Origin of the sequence: Burkholderia sp. Bp8992 (assembly GCF_003853705.1) — a bacterium.
Lineage (GTDB): Bacteria > Pseudomonadota > Gammaproteobacteria > Burkholderiales > Burkholderiaceae > Burkholderia.
This window is the reverse complement of record NZ_QTQI01000018.1, coordinates 72,677-97,084: the sequence shown is the minus strand read 5'-3', so window position 1 is coordinate 97,084 and position 24,408 is coordinate 72,677. Positions and strand designations below refer to the sequence as shown.

Genomic DNA, 24,408 nt, shown 5'->3' with positions numbered 1-24,408 from the left:
GATTGTTCTCGTTGCGTTGACTGATGGTGCACGGCATCAACATAGAGGTGTCCGTCAGACAATTCTATATTGACGGCGGCGGGTCATTCTATCACCCGCCTGTGTCGCCAAAAGACGGGAATGCCGCGAGCGGGCACGACGGCGGCCGGTTTGCGATGCATCGCAAAAAAGTGTTGACACGAATAATTGGGGCGCTATAATTTCGCTTCTTTGCAGCAAGCAGCTCACTGCAAAACGTGCCCAGGTGGCGGAATTGGTAGACGCACTAGGTTCAGGTCCTAGCGGTGGCAACATCGTGGAGGTTCGAGTCCTCTCCTGGGCACCACTCGATTGATAAAAAAGGTCGGCTTCTAGCCGGCCTTTTTTCATTTTCAGCGCCCGTCTCGCGGAGCCGGCCACCGGCCCTTAGGCCCTTATGTCGGCCATTCCGATCGATAGCAGAATTAATCGTTTATCAATCGCCCTCCCCGTTGCTACGTTAGCCGCCTTGCTTTCAACGCATCCAACGAGGAGCACGACTCATGACGTCGATGAACCGCCGCGCATTCGCGCGCGCGATGCTGGCCGCAGGCCTCACTGTCGCGGGCGTACGGGCGCACGCGGAGAACGCGCCCGCCACGCTGCGCATCGGTTACCAGAAGTCGTCGACGCTCATCACGCTGCTGAAGACGCGCGGCACGCTCGAGCAGGCGCTGACACCGCTCGGCCTGCTCGTATCGTGGCATGAATTCGCGAGCGGATTGCCGCTTACCGAAGCGCTCAACGTCGGCGCCGTCGATTTCAGCGCCGACGTGGCCGATACGGTTCCGGTCTTCGCGCAGGCCGCGCATGCGCGCTTCGTGTACGTCGCGCAGGAAGCGCCTTCACCGAAAGCGCAGGCGATCGTCGTGAAGCAGGACAGCGCGCTGCACACGCTCGCCGATCTCAAAGGCAAGCGCATCGCGGTCACGAAAGCGGCTGGCAGCCACTACCTGCTGCTTGCCGCACTCGCACGCGCGAAGCTCACGCCCGCCGATGCGGCGATCCACTACCTGACGCCTGCAGACGGCCGTGCCGCATTCGAGCGCGGCAGCGTGGACGCATGGATCACGTGGGATCCCTATGTCGCATCGGTCGACCGGAATCCCGACGTGCGAATTCTGGCCGACGGCGACGGACTCGCGTCGTACCAGCGCTACTACCTCGCGTCGAGCAGTTTCGCCGCCGCGCGACCCGACGTCGTCCAGATCCTGTTCGACCAGTTGTCGCAAGCCGGCACGTGGCTGCGCGACCACCCGCAGGAAGCCGCGAACACGCTTGCGCCGATCTGGGGGCTCGACGCGACAACGATCGCACGTGCGAATGCGCGACGCAGCTATCTCGTCCGCGCCGTGGTCGCGCAAAACTTCGGCGAACAACAGAAGATCGCCGACACCTTCCTCGCAGCCGGACTGCTGCCCGCTCGCGTCGATACGGGACAGGCTCAGCGCTGGAATTTCACGGCAAGGCGCGCGGAGCCGGTCGGCGCGTGAGTGCCTGCCACGCGCGGGGCGAATATTTTTATCACTTCGGATGAAATTGTGTTGACAGACTCCGCCGACACGCTAGAATAGCGGTCTTCGCACTGCAGCAAGCGAAACGTGCCCAGGTGGCGGAATTGGTAGACGCACTAGGTTCAGGTCCTAGCGGTGGCAACATCGTGGAGGTTCGAGTCCTCTCCTGGGCACCACTCGATTGATAAAAAAGGTCGGCTTCTAGCCGGCCTTTTTCATTTCCGGCACCGGAATCGATTGCGCAAGCACGTACACCGATATCGATGACTCACGCTCGGCTCGCCGCAACGAGTTCGTGCGCCCTGCCCGCCCCACCCGAACACGCTCGATCAATTATTTTCGTTCGCGACCTCAAATAGTGTTGACAGCCCCGAAAGACGCGCTATAATTTCGCTTCTTTGCAGCAAGCAGCTCACTGCAAAACGTGCCCAGGTGGCGGAATTGGTAGACGCACTAGGTTCAGGTCCTAGCGGTGGCAACATCGTGGAGGTTCGAGTCCTCTCCTGGGCACCACTCGATTGATAAAAAAGGTCGGCTTCTAGCCGGCCTTTTTTCATTTTCAGCCCAGGAAGCAAAGCGCCTGCGCGCTTTGCGTGAGGACTCGAAAGGCTGCGCTTGCAAGCGCAGCCGGGGTCGCGCCCGTGTGACCGAGTCCTCTCCTGGGCACCATCTGTATTTAAAAAGGTCAGCTTCTAGCCGGCCTTTTTTCATTTCCGGCGCCGGAATCGATGCGTCGCGCTCGCGACGTCCACGCACGACGCATACCACCCTGCCAATCGGCGCCGCTCGCCGGATTTCATCCACCGTCACCTTCACGAACGACAAGTCGCGACGGTCGTCACGATCCATCCCCGATTCCGCCTGCTCGCCCCGATCACCACACTCAACCGGGATTTCCCTAGGCTGACAGGGCTGCGTTCACGCGGTTAAATAAATCAACGTGATTTATTTAATGCGCCGCCGAGCGGCGCGACATGGAAGGAGACGCCATGAGAAGCCCGCACATCGGCCAGGGAAGCAACTCGGCCAACGTGCGCCGTTACAACGAGCGCCTGCTGCTGAAGACGCTGCGCCGCGTTGGCAGCGCGTCGAAGGCCGACCTCGCGCGTCTCGCGAACATGACAGGCACGGCGGTCGGCAGCATCATCGACTCGCTCGCCGACGCGAAGCTGATCGAATTCGCCGGCCGTACCGAAGGCCAGCGCGGCCAGCCGGCTTCGCTGATCCGTCTCGACCCGCACGGCGCGTTCGGCATCGGCGTCCATCTCGACCGGATGCGCATCGAGACCGCGCTCGTCAACTTTGCCGGCGACGTGCTCGGCCGCCGCTCGCACGACACGCTGCTGCCGCCCCCTGCCGACGTGCTCGAAATCGTGCGTCACGACATCGACGCGATGCAGGCCCTGCTCCCCGACCATGAACGCGCGCGCCTGACCGGCGTCGGCGTCGCGCAGCCCTACAACCTCGGCGCGTGGATGCGCGAGCTCGGCCTTGCGCCCGACACGTTTCGCGCCTGGGAAGACGTCGATTTCGCGGCCGATCTCGGCCGCACGCTGTCGCTGCCCGTCTTCGGCGAAAACGACGGCAATGCAGCGGCGATCGCCGAACTGTTCTACGGATACGGCCGGCAGTGCGACGATTTCGTGTACCTGTTCATCGGACCGGCGATCGGCGGCGGCATCGCGATCGACGGCGACTGCCTGCGCGGCGTGACCGGCAATGCAGGCGACATCGCCGTGATTCCGGTGCTGCCGAGCCGGCTCGCCTCCGCGCCGCCGCCACGCGGCTCGTGGGACATCCTGCTCGCGCGCGCATCGCTGCATGCACTCGTGCGCCATCTGCGCCATCACGGCGAGACGGTCGAGAATCGCGCCGATCTCGAAGCGTGCATCGCCCGCGGCCTGCCGGCCGTCGACGAGTGGATCGACGACTGCGTCGACGCGCTTGCACCGGCGTTGCGCGCAGTGCTGTGCGTGGTCGATGCGCCGGTCGTCGTGCTCGACGCCGACACCGACGCGGGCCTGCTCGACGCGGTCACGACGCGCCTGCGCTCGGCGCTGGTTGCGACCGCACCCGAAGCACGCGGCACGCCGACGCTCGTGCGCGGCACGTTCGGCGCCGACGCCGGCGCGATCGGCGCCGCCACGCTGCCGATGTTCTTCAACTTCTCTCCGCGTGCCGGCATCCTCAAGGGCGCCCGCACCGACTCGCAGGAGGTCCACCATGTCGCGTTCTGAGTCGCCCCGTCCGTTGCTCGAGATGCGCGGGATCAGCAAGACGTTCCCGGCCGTGCGCGCGCTCGACAAGGTCAGCCTGACCGTCTATCCCGGCGAGATCCACTCGCTGATGGGCGAGAACGGCGCGGGCAAATCGACGCTGATGAAAATTCTGTCGGGTGCATACCGCGCCGACGCCGGCGGCGAAATCCTGATCGACGGCGAACGCATCGAGATCGACGGCCCGCTCGCCGCGCGCGATGCGGGCGTCGCGGTGATCTACCAGGAGCTGTGCCTGTCGCCGAACCTGACCGTTGCCGAGAACATCTACATCGGCCGCGAACTGCGGCGCGGCAACCGGCGCTGGGGCACGATCGACCGCGCGGCGATGGCGCGCGGCTGCCAGGACGTGCTCGCGCGCCTCGGTGCGCCGTTCGGGCCCGACACGCTCGTCGACACGCTGTCGATCGCCGAACAGCAGCTCGTCGAGATCGCGCGCGCCGTGCATACGCGTGCTCGCATCCTCGTGATGGACGAGCCGACGACGCCGCTGTCGTCGCGCGAAACCGAGCACCTGTTCAGCCTGATCCGCCAGTTGCGCGAGGAAGGCCTCGCGATCATCTACATCAGCCACCGGATGGCGGAGATCTACGAACTGTCCGATCGCGTGTCGGTGCTGCGCGACGGCGCGTACGTCGGCACGCTCGAACGCGCATCGCTGTCGGCCGAGCGGCTCGTCGCGATGATGGTCGGCCGCGACATCTCCGGCTTTTACAAGAAGGAACACGCGCAGTACGACCCCGGCCACCTGCTGCTGTCGGTCCGCGACATGGCCGACGGCGCGCGCGTGCGCGGCTGCAGCCTCGACCTGCACGCCGGCGAAGTGCTCGGCATCGCAGGCCTCGTCGGCGCGGGGCGCACCGAACTCGCGCGGCTGATCTTCGGGGCTGAGGCGCGCGTGCGCGGCGAGGTGAAGCTGGGCGACCGCACGTTCGGCGCCCACTCGCCGCGCGACTCGATCGACGCCGGCCTCGTGTACCTGACCGAGGACCGCAAGCGCCAGGGCCTGTTCCTCGACATGAGCGTGCGCGACAACATCAACATCTCGGTGTGCAACCGCGATGCGCGGCTCGGCGCGCTCGACCTCGCACGCGGCGCCGAGCGCGCGCGCGACGCGATCGCGTCGTTGTCGATCCGCGTGCCCCACGCGAACGTCAACGTCGGCGCGCTGTCGGGCGGCAACCAGCAGAAGGTGCTGCTGTCGCGGCTGCTCGAGACGAAGCCGCGCGTGCTGATCCTCGACGAACCGACCCGCGGCGTCGACATCGGCGCGAAATCCGAGATCTACCGGATCATCAACGAACTGGCCCGTGCCGGCGTGGGCGTGATCGTGATCTCGAGCGAGCTGCCGGAAATCATCGGCGTTGCGGATCGCGTGCTCGTGATGCGCGAAGGCGAGATCGCAGGCGAACTCGGCGGCCACACGCATACGTCCATCACGCAGGAAGCGATCATCGCGCTCGCCACCGGCTCGCAGGCCGAACTCGCCGACGCGCACTGAGCCCGCTCTTTCATTCCACCCTTACATTCAGGTTACCGAAATGATCAACCCGACCAAGCAGCGGAACCTCGCTTCCGCGACGGCCCAGCCGGTGGCCAACCGTACGCCGCTGTTGCGCGGCGCCGATCAACGCGCCCGCATGCAGTCGCTGATCCGCACAGCCGGCATGCTGCCGGTGCTGCTGGTGCTGTGCATCGGCTTCGGCTTCCTGACCGACGGCTTCTTCACGCTGCAGAACCTGTCGATCGTCACGCAGCAGGCATCGATCAACATCGTGCTCGCGGCCGGCATGACCTTCGTGATCCTGACGGGCGGCATCGACCTGTCGGTCGGCTCGGTGCTCGCCGCCGCGGCCGTCGCCGCGCTGCTCGCCTCGACGATCCCCGGCTGGGGCTGGCTCGGCGTGCCGTTCGCACTCGTCGTCGGCCTCGTGTTCGGCGCGATCAACGGCGGGCTGATCTCGTTCCTGCGCCTGCCGCCGTTCATCGTCACGCTCGGCGCGATGACGGCCGTGCGCGGCGTCGCACGCCTGATCGGCAACGACACGACCGTATTCAACCCGCAACTGCCGTTCGCGTTCATCGGCAACGGCACGATTCTCGGCGTGCCGTGGCTCGTCGTGATCGCCTGCGCGGTGATCGCGATCTCGTGGTTCATCCTGCGCCGCACGGTGCTCGGGATGCGGATCTATTCGGTCGGCGGCAATCCGGAAGCCGCGCGCCTGTCGGGCATCAACGTGCGGGCGATCCAGATGTTCGTCTATGCGGCGTCCGGGCTGCTGGCAGGCCTCGGCGCGGTAATGTCGGCCGCCCGGCTCTATGCGGCCAACGGCCTGCAGCTCGGCCAGTCCTACGAACTCGACGCGATCGCCGCGGTGATCCTCGGCGGCACGAGCTTCGTCGGCGGCGTCGGCTCGATCGTCGGCACGCTGATCGGTGCGCTGATCATCGCGGTCCTGACGAACGGCCTCGTGCTGCTCGGCGTGTCCGACATCTGGCAATACATCATCAAGGGGCTCGTGATCATCGGCGCCGTCGCGCTCGATCGTTACCGCCAGCGCGACTCGGCGCGCACCTGATCCCTTCCCGTCGATTCAACCTCGCGGCGCAGGCTGGTCCGCCTGCGCCGTTCGCCAACAGACCTCACGGAGACACCACGACATGTTCAAGCACACCGCCGCCCTGACCGCCGTCGCCTGCGCACTCGCCTTCGGCGCTTCCGCCGCACACGCGGCCGACAAGCCGCTCAAATCGATCGGCGTCACGGTCGGGTCGCTCGGCAATCCGTACTTCGTCACGATCGTCAAGGGCGCCGAAGCACGTGCGAAGCAGCTCAACCCGAACGCGAAGGTCACGGCCGTCTCGGCCGACTACGACCTGAACAAGCAGTTCACGCAGATCGACAACTTCATCTCCGCGCACGTCGACATGATCCTGCTCAACGCGACCGATCCGAAGGCGATCGAACCGGCGGTGAGGAAGGCGCAGGCGGCCGGCATCACGGTCGTCGCGGTCGACGTCGCCGCGGCCGGCGCGAATGCGACCGTGCAGACCAACAACGTGAAGGCCGGCGAACTCGCGTGCGACTACATCGCGAAGAAACTCAACGGCAAGGGCAACGTGATCATCGAGAACGGCCCGCAGGTGTCCGCCGTGATCGATCGCGTGAACGGCTGCAAGTCCGTGCTCGCGAAAAACGCCGGCATCAAGCTGCTGTCGAGCGACCAGGACGGCAAGGGCTCGCGCGAAGGCGGGATGAACGCGATGCAGGGCTACCTGACGCGCTTTCCGAAGCTCGACGCGGTGTTCACGATCAACGACCCGCAGGCGATCGGCAGCGACCTTGCCGCGAAGCAGCTGAACCGTCCGGGCATCGTGATCACGTCGGTCGACGGCGCACCCGACATCGAAGTCGCGCTCAAGTCCAACACGCTCGTGCAGGCGTCGTCGAGCCAGGATCCGTGGGCGATGGCGCAGCAGGCCGTCAACGTCGGCTACGGGATCATGAACGGCCAGAAGCCGGCCAATCCGATGATCCTGATCGAGCCGACGCTCATCACGCGCGACAACGTGAAGACCTACAAGGGCTGGAGCACGCCGCGCTGATCGCGCCGCCCGTCCGCCCGCGCAACCGGGCAGTGCCGGGCCGCGTCGCCATGCGCGACGGCCCGCACTGCCCGCTTTTTTTGATCAACCGCTGTACGGCCGCGCGCAACGCCGCGGCACAAGGTTTCGACATGACGACGACGTTCCCCCGCCTGATCGTATTCGGCGAAGCGCTGACCGATTTCATCCGCGACGACGCGCAGCATTGGCACAGCGTCGCCGGCGGCTCATGCTGGAACGTGGCGCGCGTCAGCGCGCGGCTCGGCGTGCCGACGGCCTTCGCCGGCACGGTCAGCCGCGACACCTTCGGCGACGAGCTGATGCGCAAGAGCGCCGACGCAGGACTCGACATGCGCTTCATCCGGCAGGTCGACCGCGCGCCGCTGCTCGCGATGGTCGTGTCGAAGCAGCCACCCGACTATTTCTTCATCGGCGAGAACAGCGCCGACCTTGCCTTCGATCCGGCCGACTTGCCCGCCGGCGCCTTCGACGCGGCCGAGATCGTGCACGTCGGCTCGCTCGGTGTCGTGCGCGAGCCGCTCGCGTCGCGCCTGATCGACGTCGCACAGGCCGCGCGTGCGGCCGGCAAGCGGATTTCGTTCGACCCGAACTTCCGCGCGCCGATGGCTGCGCCGTCTTATCGCGGCACGTTGCAACGGCTGGCCGTGCTCGCCGACTGGATCAAGGTATCCGACGAAGATCTGCGCGGGCTGTTTCCCGAACTCGACGAGGCGGCCGCGCTCGCGCAACTGCGCGAATGGGCGCCCGACGCGACGCTGCTCGTCACGCGCGGCGCATCGGGCATGCAGCTCCTGCATCGCGACACCGAGCTGTTCCAGCCCGCCTTCCCGACCGAAGTCGCCGACACGGTCGGTTGCGGCGATGCGAGCATCGGCGGCTGGCTCGCGAGCCAGCTTGCGCGCCCCGATGCGACGGCCGCCGACCATCTGCGCTACGCGGCCGCATGCGCGGCGGTGGCCTGTGGGCACGCAGGCGCCTATGCGCCGACGGCTGAGGAAGTGGCCGGCATGATCGATCGCACGGCCGGCGTCGCCGCGCTTTAGCAATAGACGGCGCCGCGCGCCGCCGCGTCACGCGGCGGTCGTGCCGTCGCTGCCGTCGCTGCCGTCCGGCGGCATGCCTGCCTTCAGCAGTTGCAGGCTCTCGTCGACGCTCAATTCCGACATCGCGTCGTCGTGCAGCGTATCGTCCGCCGCACGGCGCAGCGCATGCAGCGCGTGCATCTTGAGTCGCACGATCGCGAGCCGCAACCCGCGCGCCGCGCATTCGGCCGCAAAGGTGCGTAACGATTCGATCGTCGTACCGTCGACATCAGGCGTTTCCTCGAGGCTCAGCATCACGGTATGCGTGTCCGGCGCGGCCTTCATCAGCGCGCGCACGCGATTCAGCATCCGGTCCGCATTCGCGAAGAACAGTTGCGCTTCGGGCCGCACGATCAGCACGCCCGGCACCGGCTTCGCGTCGGCATGGCTCGCGACGTCGACGAAGTCGTGGCTGTCGCGCAGCCGGCCGAGCACGCTGACGTTCGGCTCGGACAGCTTGCGCAGCGTCAGCAACAGGCTCACGCCGATGGCCGCGAGCAAGCCGTGCAGCACGCCGAGCACGAGCACCGCGAGCAGCGCGGCGATCACGACGAGCCGGTCGCGATGCCACGCCCAGTACGGCCGGAAGACGGACGGATGCAACGAGTGGCTGACCGCGAAGATCACGATCGCCGCGAGCACGGGCTCCGGCGTGCGCGCGAGCTGCGGCAGCAGCAGCCAGACGATCAGCGCGACCACGCCGGCCGCCCACAGGCCGGCAAAGCGCGACTGCGCGCCGGCCGCCTCGTTCGCCGACGTCGCCGAATAGCCGGCACCGACCGGCATTCCGTGCAGCAGGCCCGACACCAGGTTCGCGCAGCCGAGTGCGACGAGATCGCGGTTCGGCGACACGGTATCGCCATGCTTGAGCGCGAAATTGCGGATCGAACCGTACGACTCCGCGTACAGGATCAGCATCAGCGCGAACGCGAGCTCGACCGTCTGCATCCACGCGTTGCGGTCGAGCGTCGGCAGGCCGAATTCGAGGTGCCGAAAGTCAATATGGCCGACGATCGCGATCCCGTATCGCTGCCAGTCGATCGCGTAGCCGGCCGCGATCGACAACACGATCACGACGAGCGTCGCCGGCACGCGCGAGCTCCGCCCGAGCACGAACAGCAGCGCCAGCGCGATCGCACCGAGCACGACGCTCGCGAGGTTCGCATGCGGCGCGCCGGCGATCAGGTCAAGCGCGACATGGGGCGCATCGCTGTGCTGCACGGAGATCGCGAGGATCTTCGGCAACTGCTTGATGACGATCGTCAGCGCGAGGCCGAACGTGAAGCCGCGCAGCACGGGCCGTGCGACGAAATCCGACATGCCGCCGAGCCGCGCGGCGCCCGCGAGCATGAACAGCACGCCCGTCATCGCGACGAGCGCCGCCGCGAGCGCGAGCTGCGCGGCCAGCGCCATCCCCGATTCGGCAAGCACGGTTGCCGCGAGCACCGCGGCCGACGACGACGTCGACGACACGATCGCGAAGCGGCTGCTGCCCGTGAGCGCATAGACGACGAGCCCCGACAGCAGCGCGATCAGGCCGGCCTGCGGCGGCAGGTTGGCGAGCCCCGCATACGCGACCGCTTCGGGAATCAGCAGCCCGGCGATCGACAGGCCGGCCAGCGCATCGAGACCGATGCGCCGCTTGGGCGGCGGCGAAGCGGCATCGAGCGGAGCGAAATGGTCGGCATGCTGCGGGCCGGCGTCGGGACGAATCGGGGCGGTCGTCATGAGGCGGTCGGCGCCGTGCGCCGGTCAGGGCTTGACGGCGATGACGCCCGACCAGCCGGGCAGGTAGCGCGCGTCCTGGTCGTGTGCGCGGTGCAGCGCGACGTCGAGCGCCTTGGCGAAATTCTTGCGGATCTGGTCGAGCGTGATGTGCTGGCGCAGATAGTCGGCCCACAGGAATTCGCTGAACGGCGTCGCGTCCTTCGCATAGCCGCCGGCCGTGCGCAGTTCGCCGGCCAGGCTGCGGTACGGATCGTCCACGAGCCCCGTCAGCGCCTTCGGCAGATTCGCGTAGTCGCGGCGCGTGCCGTCCGCACCGAACGGATGCACCCACTGGCTGTGCTCCATCATCCGCCAGAAGATCGTGTCGTCGAGCCACGACAGATCCTTCAGCAACATCGCGTTCACGCGCGACTCGCCCTCCTCGATCAGCGCGAGGCCGAGATGGTGGTGATCGGTGATGTAGTGCAGCCCGTCCGGGCCGAGGATGGCCGGGAACCAGTGCGATTCGATCGCCGCCTTGCGTGCGCGCTTGGTGAGCCCCTTCCAGTGCTTGCGCTTCGCCTTGACCTCGCGATAGCCGACCGTCATCTGCGTCGGACGCAGCGCGTCGAGCCGGACGGGAATGAGATGAACGTCGTTGCCGAGTGCCATGGTCGTACCCCATGTTGCGAAATTCCGGCAACGATACTCCTGATCGCGCGAGCCGTTAATACGTCATGACCTCGATGCGCCTCTGATTGACGATCTCTGACAACCGTCCGTGCCTGCGCACGACGCTGCGCTACGCGCGCAGGTCGTTGCGTTCGAGACGATGACGAATGTAAGGAATGCCATCGTGCACGACGCTCACGCGATGCATGCCGAGCTTGCGCGCGACGTTCAGCGAGCCATGGTTGGCTTCCGCGATATCGGCGATCACGCGCGGCAGTCGCACGGTGTCGAACGCGTGACGCACGACGGCTTGCGCGGCCTCGCTCGCGATGCCGCGCCCCCACGTCGCGCGCACGAGCCGCCAGCCGATCTCGACGTCGCGCGCCCCGTCCGCATAGTCGGGAATCAGCAGGACCCAGCCGATGAACGCGTCGGGCGCGGCTTTCTCGAAGATCGACCAGTAGCCGAGGCCCGGCGGATAGTCGCGCGTGATCCGGTGCATGACGAAGCGGCGATGCTCGTCGGGGTCGTGCCACGGGCCCGCGATGTGCCGCGTGACCTCGGGATCGCGATCCATCGCGAGGCACGCATCGAGATCGGCCAGCACGCGCGGACGCAGCCACAACCTCGCCGTTTCGAGCACGGGCAGCACGCCGGCGGAACGTTCGGTCATCGGGACTCCTGATTCGGTGACGATGTGCATCGCACACATTACAGAACAAATACAAACAGCCTTCCGGAATGATACAGACTCATGTCGCCTGGCTCGCGCGGCGCCGTTGCCGTTTCCGAAACAGTTCATTTCGTAGGGATTATTCCCGATTCGACGTTATCGCGCCCCACATCGCGCGGCGCCGCGGCCTACACTCGATCCATGCCCCCGCACCGCGCGCAGGCCGGGCCGGCATCCGCATGCCTATCGTGTGCGCACACGCCAACGTGGAGACCTCGGACATGAGCTGGACCCGCGAACAACGCAACGTCACGATCGCCGCCTATCTGGGGTGGACGCTCGATGCGTTCGATTTTTTCCTGATGGTTTTCGTGCTGAAGGACATCGCCGCGGAATTCGCGTCGACGATCCCCGCCGTTGCGTTCGCGCTCACGCTGACGCTTGCGATGCGCCCGCTCGGCGCGCTGATCTTCGGCCGGCTCGCCGATCGCTTCGGCCGACGCCCGACGCTGATGGTCAACATCGCGTGCTATTCCCTGCTCGAGCTCGCGTCCGGTTTCGCGCCGAGCCTCACCGCGCTGCTCGTGCTGCGCGCGCTGTTCGGCATCGCGATGGGCGGCGAATGGGGCGTCGGCTCCGCGCTGACGATGGAGACCGTGCCGACCCATGCGCGCGGCTTCGTATCGGGGCTGCTGCAGGCCGGCTATCCGAGCGGCTATCTGCTCGCGTCCGTCGTGTTCGGCCTGTTCTACCAGACCATCGGCTGGCGCGGGATGTTCATGGTCGGCGTGCTGCCCGCGCTGCTCGTGCTGTACGTCCGGACGCACGTGCCCGAATCGCCTGCGTGGAAGCAGATGGAGAAGCAGCCGCGCCCGAGCCTCGGCGCCACGATCAAGCAGAACTGGAAGCTCACGATCTACGCGATCGTGCTGATGACCGCGTTCAACTTCTTCTCGCACGGCACGCAGGATCTCTACCCGACCTTCCTGCGCGAACAGCATCACTTCGATCCGCATACCGTGTCGTGGATCACGATCGTGCTGAACATCGGCGCGATCGTCGGCGGCCTGTCGTTCGGCTCGATTTCGGAGCGCATCGGCCGGCGCCGCGCGATCTTCATCGCCGCGCTGATCGCGCTGCCCGTGCTGCCGCTGTGGGCATTCTCGAGCGGCCCCGTTGCCCTCGCCGCCGGCGCGTTCCTGATGCAGATCTCGGTCCAGGGCGCGTGGGGCGTGATCCCGGTCCACCTGAACGAGATTTCGCCCGACGAAATCCGCGCGACCTTCCCCGGCGTCGTCTATCAGCTCGGCAACCTGATCGCGTCCGGCAACGCGACGATGCAGGCGTCGCTCGCCGTATCGCACGGCAACAACTACGGCCTCGCGCTTGCGCTCGTGGCCGGCACCGTTGCCGTCGTGATCGCCGTGCTGATCCTGTTCAGCCGCGAACGACGCGGCATCGACATGACGCAATCGGTCAATACGCGTAGCACCGTCGGCTGATTCCGCGTATTGCCGCATCGCATCATCGCGCGCGCCCCGGCTGGCCGGGGCCGCGCGTCACACTTTCCGCATTCGCACATCGAACTAGAGGAATTTGTCCAGATTCCCCGCTTGCCCGCCATGCCCGCGATTTTTTATCTTAATAAAAACGACTGTTTGAATCAGATAATCAAATCACCTGTTCGCGGCCGGGAAACCGGCATGGGAGGCGGAACATGGCAGTAAGTCAGGAGGGGCGGCCATCCGCGGGACGGCCGTCCGGGGCGCGGTCATCCGGCACTCGGCAGACCGGCGGGACGAAGGCGCGCATCCTCGATGCGGCCGAGGATCTCTTCATCGAGCATGGCTTCGAAGCGATGTCGATGCGGCAGATCACGTCGCGCGCGGCGGTCAACCTCGCGGCGGTCAACTATCACTTCGGCAGCAAGGAAGCGCTGATCCACGCGATGCTGTCGCGCCGGCTCGACCAGCTCAACCAGGAACGCCTCGGCATCCTCGACCGCTTCGATGCGCAGCTCGGCACGCACATCACCTGCGAGCACGTGCTCGGTGCGATGTTCATTCCCGCGCTGAAGGCCTCGCGCGATCCCGAACGCGGCGGCCCCGGGTTTCTCCGGCTGATCGGCCGCGCCTACACCGATCCGTCGCCGTTCGTGCGCAACTTCCTGACCGCGCACTACGCGAGCGTCGCCGGCCGCTTCTTCGACGCGTTCCAGCGCGCGTTGCCGCATCTGCCGCGCACCGAGCTCGGCTGGCGGCTGCACTTCGCGATCGGCGCACTGTCCGGCGCGCTCGCGGGTGCCGAGACGGAAAGCCTGATCGACGAGTTCTCGCAAGGCCGCACGATGAACGACGTGCAGATGATCGCGCGGCTGTCGTCGCTGATCGTTGCCGCGCTGAAGGCGCCGATGCCCGATAGCGCGCAGCTGTCGATCTTCGCGGCGGTGCTCGACGACGCAGGCGCCAGCGAAGCGTTCGGGCTGCCGCACTCGAGCGCGGCTGCCACCGATACGGCGACCCTGCATTCCACGAACTGAGCGCGCGGGGCCACGCGCGGCTTCCTGTTCACGATTTGATTGATACGCGCGGTCGTGCGGAGCGTCGAGGCGCCTGCACCGACCGGCCGCGAAGCACGGGGCATGGGCAGGCGTCGAAGCGCCGGCCCGCCCTCGCCGAGAGCAAAGACCGGAGACACGTCATGTCATCTTCCGCAGCAACCACAGCGGCGCAGATCCCGCCGAACACCGACGGCATCTGGTACGCGTCATATCCGCCCGGCGTCCCGCACGAAATCGACGTCGCGCAATACGCGTCGCTCGTGCAGTTCTTCGACGAATGCACGACCCGCTTCGCCGATCGCGTCGCCTACGTGAGCGCCGGCGCGTCGATGACCTACCGCACGCTCGCGCAGAAAGTTGATGCATTCGCGTCGTATCTGCAAAGCCTCGGCGTGAAGCCGGGCGACCGCGTCGCGATCATGCTGCCCAACACGTTCCAGTACCCGGTCGCGCTGTTCGGCACGCTGAAGGCCGGCGCGATCGTCGTCAACGTCAACCCGCTCTACACCGTGCGCGAGCTCGCACACCAGTTGAAGGACAGCGGCGCGCAGACGATCGTCGTGTTCGAGAACTTCGCGCGCACGCTGCAGGACGCACTGCCGGAAACGCAGGTGAAGAACATCGTCGTCACCGCGCTCGGCGACCTGCTCGCCGACGGTTTCAATGCGAAAGGACGCCTGATCAATTTCGTGCTGAAACACGTGAAGAAGCTCGTGCCGGCCTACCACCTGCTGCAGGCCGTCCGGCTGCGCTCGGCCCTCGCGCTCGGCGCGCGCGTCAAGCCGCAACCCGTGCAGACGACACGCGACGACCTCGCGTTCCTGCAGTACACGGGCGGCACGACCGGCGTCGCGAAAGGCGCGATGCTCACGCACGGCAACCTGATCGCGAACCTGCTGCAGGCGAAGGCGTGGATCGCCGACCAGGTGTCGGGCGACGTCGAAACCGTGCTCACGCCGCTGCCGCTGTATCACATCTATTCGCTGACGGTAAACGCGTTCATCTTCATGGGACTCGGCGGGCGCAACATCCTGATCGCGAACCCGCGCGACATGAAGATGGTGATGAAGATCATCCGCAACGAAACGTTCACGGGCATCACCGGCATCAACACGCTGTACAACGCGTTCCTCGACAACGAGGAATTCCGCCAGCGCGACTTCTCGAAGCTCAAGCTCGCGATGGCCGGCGGGATGGCGATGCAGCGCGCGGTCGCGGAACGCTTCCAGCAGGTGACGGGGCGACCGGTCGTCGAAGGCTACGGGCTCACCGAATGCTCGCCCATCGTCACGATGAACCCCGTGGACCTGAACGACATGGCCGCGTTCAGCGGCTCGATCGGCCTGCCCGCGCCGTCGACGATCGTGCGCTTTCGTCGCGAGGACGGCACCTGGGCGCCCGTCGGCGAGCCGGGCGAGCTGTGCGTGCACGGCCCGCAGGTGATGCTCGGCTACTGGCAGCGCCCGGACGAGACGGCCAAGGTCATCGACGCCGACGGCTGGCTCGGCACCGGCGACATCGGCGTGATGGACGAGCGCGGTTTCGTCCGCCTCATCGACCGCAAGAAGGACATGATCCTCGTGTCGGGCTTCAACGTGTATCCGAACGAGATCGAGGAAGTGCTCGTGATGCATCCGGGCATCAGCGAGGCCGCCGCGATCGGCATTCCGGACGAAGTACAGGGCGAACGGATCAAGGTGTTCGTCGTGCGCCGCGACCCGTCGCTGACCGTCGACGACGTGCTCGCGCACTGCCGCAAGAACCTGACCGGCTACAAGATGCCGAAATTCGTCGAGTTCCGCGACGCGCTGCCGCAGACGAACGTCGGCAAGATCCTGCGCCGAGCGCTGCGCGACGAGGAGCTCGCCAAAGTCAAGGCCGCGAAGCAAGGCTGAACGAACCATCGCTCCGGGAGACGCTGTCGATGAACGAAGGAATGAAGCGCCGCGCACGGCATGCCGCCGCCGCGGCCGTCGCAGGCCTGCTGTCGCTCGCGCACGCGGGCCTGCACGCGCAGGAAACGGCCGATACCGCGAGTGCGGCACACGAGGTCGCGCTGCCGGCGGACCTCGCGAAAGTCACGCGCGAGCCGCTCGCGCAACAGGCAGGCTGGCTGCGCACGGCCGCGCAGCGCGGCACGCTCGCGCAGCTCGACGACGCGACGCTCACCGCGCTCTTCAAGGCGCTCGACCCGCTCGCCGTGCCGCTCTATATCCGCAATGGTCCTAACGGCTATCCGGCGTACCAGTTCACGATGGTGCGCCAGGAGCGCATCAGCGGGAAATGGTCCGACACGCCCGACCGCATGCTGGTGAAGACCACCCGCGAGCCGCTGCGCGTGTATGCGAAATGGTTGCCGGGCGGCGCGCATGCGGGACAGGAGACGATCTACGACACGACGCAGCGCAAGGACGAGATGTACGGCCATCTCGGCGGCCTGCTCGGCAAGATTCCGCTGTGGACGGCGCTCGACGGCGCGCTGGCGCGTGCGCAGTCGAATCACCAGGTGAAGGATCTCGGCACCGAGTTCATCACGAACCTGTACCTGACCGAAGGGAAGAAGTATCTGGAAGCCGGCGTGCAGCGGCCGACCCAGGTCGAAGCGAAATCGATCGGCGGCGTGCGCGTGGTCGCGCTCACCTACGAGACGCCGACCGGCCGGCCGCAGTTCTACGCGAAGAAGGAAGTCCTCGGGCTCGACCTGCACGCGCCCTATTTCCGGACCGTCGAGTCCTATGACAACGACGGCAAGATCTTCGAGCGGATCGTCATCGAGAAAATCGCGCCGACCACACTCGACGACACCGCATTCGACCCGAAAAACCCCGACTACGCGTTCTGATGCGCGCCGGCGCGGTTGACGCCGCGATCAATCGTCATCGTCGTCGCCGTGGTGCTTGCGCCAATGCTTGTAATAGTGCTTGCGCCACTTCCGGTAGCGATCGTCGTCGTCATCGCCGTAGTAGCCGTATCCGTAGCCCGGATAGGCGACGACGGCCGGCTGCGGCGCCACATAGACCGGTGCCGGCTCGACATAGACCGGCGCGACCGGTACGCCGATGCCGACCGACAGGTCGACATGCGCCATTGCACTGCCGGAAGCCAGCAACGCCACGCCGCCGACCCACCCTGCCCATTGCCTCATGTTCATGTTCTGCATCCCTGATACGCCGGCCCGCCCGGCGCGCGCGCTCAATGTAAGCGCACCGCACGCGGCGAGGTGATACGGCACTGCGAGAGTCGTAACGCGACGTAACGAAACGGCTTTAGCTATTCGGCCGAATCGCGAAAATGCGCTGGAACGTCTATAGTGGGTTACGGTTCGACACAATCACGACTGCGCGCTTCCCTATCGAACAGGGTAGAATTCCGCCAAACGCCTTGTGGACGAACACGCCACACACACGCACAACATATTCTCTGACGCAGGCTCCTGCCGCACCTCAATGGCCAATCCCGCAGAATCCCATCCGCAAAACGACTTCATCAATTCGGCGCGCAAGGAACGTAAGCGCGTTGAAATCTATCTCGTCAACGGCATTCGTCTGACGGGGTGCATCGAGTCGTTCGACCAGTACCTGGTGATGCTGCGCACCCCCGTGGGTCTGCAAGGCATCTACAAGCGCGCGATTTCCACCATCCAGCTCGACACGGGCGGCTCGCGCCCGGGCGGCGGCGGTCCCCGCGGCCCGCGCACGGGCGGTCGCCCCGGCGGCCGTGAAGGCGGTGGTCACAGCCCGTACGGCTCGCACGGCGGCCCGCGCGAATCGCGCGGCGACGGCGGCGGCTACGGTTCCCGCGAACCGCGTGAAGGCTATGGCTCGCGCGAACCGCGCGAAGGCTACGGTGCGCCGCGCGAGCCCCGCGAACCGCGCGAAAGCTATGGCGCGCCGCGCGACAGCGGCGACGCATCCGGCAACACGTCGTCGTCGGATTCCCGCGGCGGCAACGGTCCGGTGATCGTCACACGCCGCCGGCGAATCGTGCCGGACGGCCAGTAAAACAAAAGGGCAAGCCAAACGGCTTGCCCTTTTTGCTGGTGCAGCCGGCGCGGCATGTCGCCGCACCGCTGCCGGGTTCAGCGTGCCGTCGTCGGCAGGCCCGCGTCGGCCTCACGCTGCAGCGAACGCACCTGCTGCTGCAACGCGCGCAATTGCGACTGGAGCTCGGCCTGCTGCGCCTGCAATGCCGCCGTCTCGTTGCGTACGTTCTTCTGGCGATCCGCGACCGCCGCCTGCTGCTGGCGTGCGATCGAGATATCGGCCTGCAGGCGCCGTGCGCGATCCTGCGTGACCTCGATCTGCTTGTCCATTTGCGCCTTCTGCGATTCCAGCTTCGCCGCCCGCAGTTCGTTGACGGCCAGCCGCTCCGCCTGACGCGAGAAATCGCGATAGATCGCTTCCGCGCGCGTTTCGTCGTACGTCTTGATCACGCGCCAAAACGCCTTCTGCTGGAACAGCGCGACGAAGTACGCACCGTCCTTCACGTTGAACAGCAGGCTCGCACCGTAGCTGCCGTTGTAGCTCGTGCGCATTTCCGTCAGCGAGTGCGCCTGGATCTGGCGCTGCAGGTCGTCGACCGTGCTCGGCCCCGTCGATTCGCCCGCCTGTGGCTGCACCGACGTCTGGCCCTGCTGATCGATCACCGGAATCGCCGCCACCGGCGCCGACGCCTGCTGCACCGCCGACGAATCGCTGCCGGCCAACCCCTGCGCGAACGCGCCCTGCATGCCTCCCACCAGGGCAAGCAACACGCCCACCCGCCCCAACCCCGTCATATGGCTCATGAAGTTTTATTCCCGCCCGAGTCGTTGTAATTCAGCGCGATTTTATCTCATTAATTACTCGCTTTCGCGTGTCTCGGGCTCTTCGTCGAAGATCTGATATTTGCGCATTTTTTCCCACAGAACCTTGCGGCTGATGCCGAGCTGCTGCGCCGTATCCTGACGACGCCAACCGTTTGCGTCGAGCGCCGCAATGACGCGGCTGCGCTCGTTCATGTCCCACTTGCTGCGATCGACGAACACCTCGGCCGCGCTCTCCACCGGCACCGGTTGCGCCGAATTGCGCGCGTGCGCAATCAGCCGTTGCAACCGCGCGGCATCCCACCCGCCCGTCTGCCGCACCGTCACGCCGACACGCTCGGCGAGGTTGCGCAATTCGCGTACGTTGCCGGGAAAATAGCTGTCCGCGACCGAATCCGTCAGCCAGTACGGCAGATCGGACAACTCCGCGAGCCGCTCCTCGCCGACGACCTGCGCGACGAACGACTTGAACAGCGCGATCTTGTCGACTGCGCCGCGCTCTTCCAGCGACGGAATGCTCAGCTCGATCACCGCGAGCCGGTAGTAGAGATCGGCGCGAAACAGCCCATCCTTGACGAGCTGCGGCAGCTTCTTGTTGCTCGCCGCGACCAGCCGGAAATCGACCTTGACCGGCGCCGTCGCGCCAACGCGCAGCACCGCGCCATCTTCGAGCACGCGCAGCAGCTTGACCTGCTGGTACAGCGGCAGATCGCCGACTTCGTCGAGGAACAGCGTGCCGCCGCCCGCCTGCTCGAAATAGCCTTTATGCGCAACAACCGCGCCCGTGAACGATCCCTTCGCATGACCGAAGAACAGCGATTCGAACAGGCCGTCGGGGATCGCGCCGCAGTTCACCGGCACGAATTCGCCGTGCCGGTAGCGCGAATGTTTTTCGTGCAGCAGCTGCGCGATGCGTTCCTTGCCGACGCCGGTTTCGCCGTGCAGCAACACGTTGGTGTCGCAGTCGGCAAACGTATCGACTTCGTGCAACAGCGCCTGCATCGATTCGGAGTGCGCGACGAGTTCGGACGGCCGCGACGTTTCGGCCGAGTGCGCACGCAGTTGCGTGACGAGCTTGCCGATCATGCCGCGCAGCTCGGCGCACGTGAAGTCGAGCGGCAGGATGTGCGAATAGTCGGGCGGGTACTGCGACGCGTCGTTGTCGCGCGCCGCGCCGACCCAGACCACCGGCATGCCGATGTTGGCCTGCCAGTCGCGCAGGAACGCGGCGCCGCCTTCGATCATCGTCACGCTGATGATCGCGAGCGAAGGCCGCAATGCGGCGCGCTCGGGCGAGATCTCGGCGTTGTCGGCGCGGATCACTTCGACGTCGAAGCTCGCCATGCACCGGGCGACGCGGTCGACAATGTCCGCCTTGCCTTCCCAGACATACAGGTCGAGCTCTTCGATTGCGGGCGTATTTCTCATCTGATCTGCTTCTTCAGTAAACCGTTTGGGCGACCCCGCAATTGAGCGAGATCTGATGGACCGTCGCCGCGCCGACCTGCACACCGAGGAGATTCAGCAGCGGAACTAGGACTGCGTCAAGACCCGACAGCAGCGGGCTGAGCAAGCTGGTCAGAAACGTGAGCAAGGTAGACACGAAAGTCGATGGCAGCGACAGAAGGTTCACCCCCCCTAGCCCGATGTTGGCCGTGATCGTCGCGGCTGCGAGTTGGCTCAGTGCGGAGCTCAGCGCTGAGCCGAGCGCATTCGAGTTGACCGTCCAGTAGTTCGCATCAATTCCCGGTACGCCGCTGAAGGTGTGCGATTGAGCGGCACCTTGTACCTGAACGGATATATTGGACAGGCTGGCAGTCAACTGCGCAAGCCCGAGCACATTGGCGTTGATGATCTGGGCAGGTGATTTGCAGCTGTAAGTCGACGACAGGCTGATCTTGCCTGACGCATCGAACGGAGGCTGGCCGATGCACAAATTGGCCACTCCGGGTTGCGCGGTGATGACGACTGTGCTGGTTGCCTGTGTCGACGTGCATTGTGTCGAGTCCAGCCGCGCAGTGCCGGTACCGGCCTGCAGGTAGATCGGCAGGTTGACGTCGATACCGATGTTGAGCGCACCAAGCAACGCCCCGACGATGGGCAACTGTGTCGTGCCAAGATCGACATTCAGATATACGCCCACCGCAGCCGTCGACGCCGTCGTGCGCCACGTTCCCGTCGCCGGATCCTTCCCGCCCTCACCGATGCCGATCGACGGCGGACTGATGATCTGCACCTGCAACTGTGTCCCCGTCAGCCCGCCGAGATTCAGCGACGGTACGTTGACCACGACCGCCGGCTTGCCCGTCGCCGCGATCTCCGCGCCGACCATCAGCAGGTCGAGCAGATCCACCTGCGCGTTGAGCGCCGCCTGCGTATCCGCGAGTGCGACATTCAGCAAGCCGCCCGCACCGCCGAGGCCGATCGACGTACCCGGAACGTTGGCGTTCAGGATCGCCTGCAGGGTGGCGAGGCTCGCCTGCAGGCTCGCGTTCGCGACGGACGTCTGCGTGGCCGCGTTCACCATCAACTGAATCAGTTGCGGCAATGTGAGCTTCAGCGCGAGCAGTTGATCGACCGTGCCGACGCCTGCCGCCACGACGAGATCACCGACCGTCACGTTCGTGCAGGCAAGCGCTTGATACGACCCGATGTTCAGGTTCAGGTTGGCACCGAGTAGGCCGCCGATCAGCCCGTTGACGAGCCCCGGATTGCCGGACGTCGGCGCGGATCCGCCTGCGCAGCCGACCCCGCCGAGCGCCGCAAGGGTTGCACCGACCGAGAACGTATCGATGTTGGTCGACCGTGCGGTCGATACCGCAGACACCGTCTGCGGCGGTCCGACGAAGAAGAACGGCACCTGACGCGTGACGACCACCTTGGCAGCGTTCAATTGCGTGGTCCCGGATGTCGCGGAAGCGTAGTAGCTGGGTGAGGGGTTGACCGACGTATCCCAGCGACCGCATTCGATGTTGATCGTATCGCCGTTCGACGCATTGAGCCCGTTCGATTGTGCATTGCTGGTCGCGGTGGCGGTCGGCTGCGAACAGGCATCGTCCATCCGCTGCACGGCCGCAAGCGCAGCCATGTCGGCAATCCGCTGCACGTCTCGACGCTGGTAAAAGAGATTACCGACGCCAATGGCGCCAAGCGTCGTGATGGCGATCAGCGTCGCGATGATCGCCATCACCGAGAACGCGCCGCGCTGTCGTGACGCGCGGCGGAATGTGCCGCCACTGTGCCGGATATTCACCGTTCTTGCTCCGTCAGCGCGCGAGATCGCCGCCGGACAATCCGCCGCTACCGCTGCCACCGCCACTGCCGCCGCCCGACGTCGACATCGTGCCGAACCACTGCGGAATCGGTGACTTGAAAGAGTCGATATAGCGCTGATACGCATACGTGCCGGCAGCGCCGTCGATCGGCTGCGGCGTGGCGGCCGCGCGATTCGAACGCTGCAGGTCGAGCAGCGTGCTGGTCGCATGACCGATTTCGGACGCCGGCATGTCGCTTTGCGCATGCGCGACGCCCGCACCGAGCGTACACGCGAATGCGATGCACACGGTTCGCACGCGGATTGAGGAAAGGTGAAACATGATGGCCTCCGTGAATATCATCGTTATCGCGCGAAACGCTGCAGCAGCGGCACCGCAAGATCGAAGTTGTCGCTGCTCGCAACCGACGGCACGGACGCATTGCTCGGCACGTGTGCGACTGCACGTTGCTTTGCTCGCATCGCGGCCTCAACCTTCGTTTCGTCGTCGCGAATCTGGCCACGCACCGCGGGCGCAAGCTTCTGTTGATCCATCAGTCGCCGCGCGTCCTTCGTATGGCCGCTCGCGAGCAGATAGAGCACAAAGTTGCTGAGGATTTTCGGGTTCTTCTGCTCGAGTTCGGCTGCCTTCAGCAGCGGCACGCGTGCGCCAGCCAGATCGCCCTCGCGCATTTTCGAATATGCGAGGTCGGACAGCGTCGCCGCGTCGGTCGGCGCAAGCACCGTCGCTTGTTCGAGTTGCTGCGCGGCAAGCGCAAAATCGCCGCGGGCGCCGGCGGTCAGACCCAGTCCGCGATAGCCGCGTGCGGCAAGCGGTGTTGTCAGCAGCTTCGTGTAGGCGGCCACGCCGGCGTCGTACTGGCCGGTCGCACGCAATGCGTCGGCACGCAGAAGGATCGTGTCCGGAGATGCGCCATATTGCTTCTCGTACTGATCGATGTGTGCCAGTGACGCAAAATACAGCCCCTGACCCTGCATCCGCTCGATCAGGCCCAGGTACATGCCAGGCGTATCGGGAGGCGCACTCTTGTCGGCAGCAGCCTGCATCAGCGCACCGCGCTCGGCTTGCGCACCGATACCGTATCCGGACTCCTTGAACAACGAGCACCCGCTGGCAAGCAGCGCGAGCGCCGTCGCCCCTGCGATCGTGCGGACACAACCAAATCGATTCATCTTGTATCGCTCCTTCCCCTCGTGCGGCGTCAGTGCTGAAACGCAGCAAGCGCGGACAGCGCGGTCATGATCCCGGGCCCCGCGGTAACGATCAACAGCGCCGGCAACAGTGTGAGGATCATCACGCCGGTCATCTTCACCGTCAGGCGGCCGATCTGCTCGCGCAGCGTCGCACGACGTCCTTCGCGTAGCCGGTCTCCAAACTGCATCAGCGGCTCTTGCACCGCGCCACCATGCTTGTCCACCTGAATCAGCAATCGCACGATAGCTCGCAGATCCTCGTTGTCGAAGCTGTTCGTGAGGCGTTGCAGCGATTGTTCACGCGTGCGTCCGGCCGCGAACTGCCGTTGCGCAACTCCGAGCTCCCACGACAATACGGGCAGCATGGTCTGAAAATCGTGCGTGACAATCTGGATGCTCTGGTCGAGCGACAGACCGACACCCTGCAGCAGTCTCAGCATGTCGACGAGCAGCGGCAATTCGGCGGCAATGCCCTGTCGGCGCGCGGCGGCTCGTCGGCGCACGTATACTTTCGGCAACATGTAGCCGGTCACGAGCGAGAAGGATATCCAGAGCGGCCAGCGCGCCTCGTGTCCTCGGCTGACCAGTATCAACACGGCGAGCACCGGCAGCAGGATGGCGCAAACGATGCGCGCACTGACGAACAGCGCTCTCGCACGGATGTCGACGAAACCGCATTGCTCCAGCAGTTGACGGTCTTCGTCGGCAATCAGATATCGGCTGAAGCCGGTCTCGAGCCACCGCATCCCGACATCTTCGAAGCGTTCACGCAGTCCCGCGAAACGTCCGCGCGCAGCAGCAGGTGCAGCCGCATCGCGCGCAGGCTCAGCGGAACCGGCTCGCGCGGCAGCCGCTTCGATTGCCGCGGTCCGGCGGTCAAGCGCATTCACCAGCGCGCGCTCGGCACGCTGCACGAGCACGACGCGAACGATCGTGAGCGCGGCAAGCAGTAACACGCCGACAGATCCGAGCACCAGCGCCAGTGCGCCTAAACGGTTTGCATCCAT

General features: G+C 65.8%; 21 protein-coding genes and 3 tRNA genes. 14 read left to right on the top strand and 10 right to left on the bottom strand.

Going from position 1 to position 24,408, the window contains the following annotated elements; translation table 11 throughout:
• The first annotated feature begins 238 nt into the window (after positions 1-238).
• The 9 genes from DIE03_RS24710 (at position 239) to DIE03_RS24670 (ending at position 8,478) form a co-directional block, all read left to right on the top strand.
• A tRNA-Leu gene (locus tag DIE03_RS24710) sits at positions 239-325 on the top strand.
• 196 nt (positions 326-521) lie between these two features.
• Positions 522-1,511, top strand: coding sequence for an aliphatic sulfonate ABC transporter substrate-binding protein (locus DIE03_RS24705; protein WP_124454902.1), 990 nt, complete (start codon positions 522-524; stop codon positions 1,509-1,511).
• A 110-nt stretch (positions 1,512-1,621) separates the two neighbouring features.
• Positions 1,622-1,708: transfer RNA gene (locus DIE03_RS24700), tRNA-Leu, on the top strand.
• A gap of 250 nt (positions 1,709-1,958) precedes the next feature.
• Positions 1,959-2,045 (top strand) — tRNA-Leu (locus tag DIE03_RS24695).
• 476 nt (positions 2,046-2,521) lie between these two features.
• Positions 2,522-3,769: an ROK family protein gene (locus DIE03_RS24690; RefSeq protein ID WP_124454900.1), complete on the top strand. Its 1,248-nt coding sequence runs from the start codon at positions 2,522-2,524 to the stop codon at positions 3,767-3,769.
• The gene (locus DIE03_RS24685) at positions 3,756-5,309 is read left to right on the top strand and encodes a sugar ABC transporter ATP-binding protein (protein WP_124454898.1); all 1,554 of its coding nucleotides are present in this window, start codon (positions 3,756-3,758) and stop codon (positions 5,307-5,309) included. Before DIE03_RS24690 ends, DIE03_RS24685 begins: the two co-directional genes overlap by 14 nt.
• Positions 5,310-5,349: 40 nt before the next feature.
• Positions 5,350-6,387 (top strand): ABC transporter permease subunit, encoded by a 1,038-nt coding sequence (locus DIE03_RS24680; protein WP_124454896.1) that lies wholly within the window; start codon positions 5,350-5,352, stop codon positions 6,385-6,387.
• Positions 6,388-6,469: 82 nt separating this feature from the next.
• Positions 6,470-7,414: an ABC transporter substrate-binding protein gene (locus DIE03_RS24675; RefSeq protein WP_124454894.1), complete on the top strand. Its 945-nt coding sequence runs from the start codon at positions 6,470-6,472 to the stop codon at positions 7,412-7,414.
• Between the two features lie 131 nt (positions 7,415-7,545).
• On the top strand, positions 7,546-8,478 hold the full coding sequence (locus tag DIE03_RS24670) for a carbohydrate kinase (protein WP_124454892.1): 933 nt from the start codon (positions 7,546-7,548) through the stop codon (positions 8,476-8,478).
• A gap of 27 nt (positions 8,479-8,505) precedes the next feature.
• On the opposite strand, the gene DIE03_RS24665 is transcribed toward DIE03_RS24670, so the two are convergent.
• The 3 genes from DIE03_RS24665 to DIE03_RS24655 form a co-directional block, all read right to left on the bottom strand.
• The gene (locus tag DIE03_RS24665) at positions 8,506-10,245 is read right to left on the bottom strand and encodes a SulP family inorganic anion transporter (RefSeq protein WP_124454890.1); all 1,740 of its coding nucleotides are present in this window, start codon (positions 10,243-10,245) and stop codon (positions 8,506-8,508) included.
• A gap of 24 nt (positions 10,246-10,269) precedes the next feature.
• Positions 10,270-10,896, bottom strand: coding sequence for a ParB-like protein (locus DIE03_RS24660; protein ID WP_124454888.1), 627 nt, complete (start codon positions 10,894-10,896; stop codon positions 10,270-10,272).
• A gap of 130 nt (positions 10,897-11,026) precedes the next feature.
• Positions 11,027-11,569, bottom strand: coding sequence for a GNAT family N-acetyltransferase (locus tag DIE03_RS24655; RefSeq protein WP_124454886.1), 543 nt, complete (start codon positions 11,567-11,569; stop codon positions 11,027-11,029).
• Positions 11,570-11,850: 281 nt separating this feature from the next.
• On the opposite strand from DIE03_RS24655, the gene DIE03_RS24650 reads away from it, so the two are divergent.
• From DIE03_RS24650 to DIE03_RS24635, 4 genes are all read left to right on the top strand, one after another.
• Positions 11,851-13,071, top strand: a complete 1,221-nt coding sequence (locus tag DIE03_RS24650; protein ID WP_124454884.1) for an MFS transporter — start codon at positions 11,851-11,853, stop codon at positions 13,069-13,071.
• Between the two features lie 215 nt (positions 13,072-13,286).
• Entirely contained in the window at positions 13,287-14,108 is an 822-nt protein-coding gene (locus DIE03_RS24645; protein ID WP_124454882.1) for a TetR/AcrR family transcriptional regulator, read from the top strand.
• 161 nt (positions 14,109-14,269) lie between these two features.
• The gene (locus tag DIE03_RS24640) at positions 14,270-16,024 is read left to right on the top strand and encodes an AMP-binding protein (protein ID WP_124454880.1); all 1,755 of its coding nucleotides are present in this window, start codon (positions 14,270-14,272) and stop codon (positions 16,022-16,024) included.
• A 29-nt stretch (positions 16,025-16,053) separates the two neighbouring features.
• Positions 16,054-16,971 (top strand): DUF1571 domain-containing protein, encoded by a 918-nt coding sequence (locus DIE03_RS24635; protein WP_124454879.1) that lies wholly within the window; start codon positions 16,054-16,056, stop codon positions 16,969-16,971.
• Positions 16,972-16,998: 27 nt separating this feature from the next.
• Here the strand turns inward: DIE03_RS24635 and DIE03_RS24630 are convergent, their stop codons facing one another.
• On the bottom strand, positions 16,999-17,280 hold the full coding sequence (locus DIE03_RS24630) for a PXPV repeat protein (protein WP_124454877.1): 282 nt from the start codon (positions 17,278-17,280) through the stop codon (positions 16,999-17,001).
• A 295-nt stretch (positions 17,281-17,575) separates the two neighbouring features.
• Here DIE03_RS24630 and hfq point away from each other — a divergent pair, with 295 nt between their 5' ends.
• Complete coding sequence (hfq, locus tag DIE03_RS24625) at positions 17,576-18,130, top strand: RNA chaperone Hfq (protein ID WP_124455042.1); 555 nt, start codon at positions 17,576-17,578, stop codon at positions 18,128-18,130.
• A gap of 77 nt (positions 18,131-18,207) precedes the next feature.
• Here the strand turns inward: hfq and DIE03_RS24620 are convergent, their stop codons facing one another.
• From DIE03_RS24620 to DIE03_RS24595, 6 genes are read right to left on the bottom strand one after another with little or no spacing between them, the layout of a single operon-like run.
• On the bottom strand, positions 18,208-18,915 hold the full coding sequence (locus tag DIE03_RS24620) for a DUF2968 domain-containing protein (protein ID WP_124454875.1): 708 nt from the start codon (positions 18,913-18,915) through the stop codon (positions 18,208-18,210).
• Between the two features lie 54 nt (positions 18,916-18,969).
• The gene (locus DIE03_RS24615; protein WP_124454874.1) at positions 18,970-20,361 is read right to left on the bottom strand and encodes a sigma 54-interacting transcriptional regulator; all 1,392 of its coding nucleotides are present in this window, start codon (positions 20,359-20,361) and stop codon (positions 18,970-18,972) included.
• Positions 20,362-20,374: 13 nt separating this feature from the next.
• Positions 20,375-22,186: a TadG family pilus assembly protein gene (locus tag DIE03_RS24610; RefSeq protein ID WP_124454873.1), complete on the bottom strand. Its 1,812-nt coding sequence runs from the start codon at positions 22,184-22,186 to the stop codon at positions 20,375-20,377.
• A 13-nt stretch (positions 22,187-22,199) separates the two neighbouring features.
• On the bottom strand, positions 22,200-22,529 hold the full coding sequence (locus DIE03_RS24605; protein WP_124454872.1) for a DUF3613 domain-containing protein: 330 nt from the start codon (positions 22,527-22,529) through the stop codon (positions 22,200-22,202).
• Positions 22,530-22,552: 23 nt separating this feature from the next.
• On the bottom strand, positions 22,553-23,380 hold the full coding sequence (locus DIE03_RS24600; RefSeq protein ID WP_124454871.1) for a pilus assembly protein: 828 nt from the start codon (positions 23,378-23,380) through the stop codon (positions 22,553-22,555).
• Between the two features lie 29 nt (positions 23,381-23,409).
• Positions 23,410-24,408, bottom strand: coding sequence for a type II secretion system F family protein (locus DIE03_RS24595; RefSeq protein WP_124454870.1), 999 nt, complete (start codon positions 24,406-24,408; stop codon positions 23,410-23,412).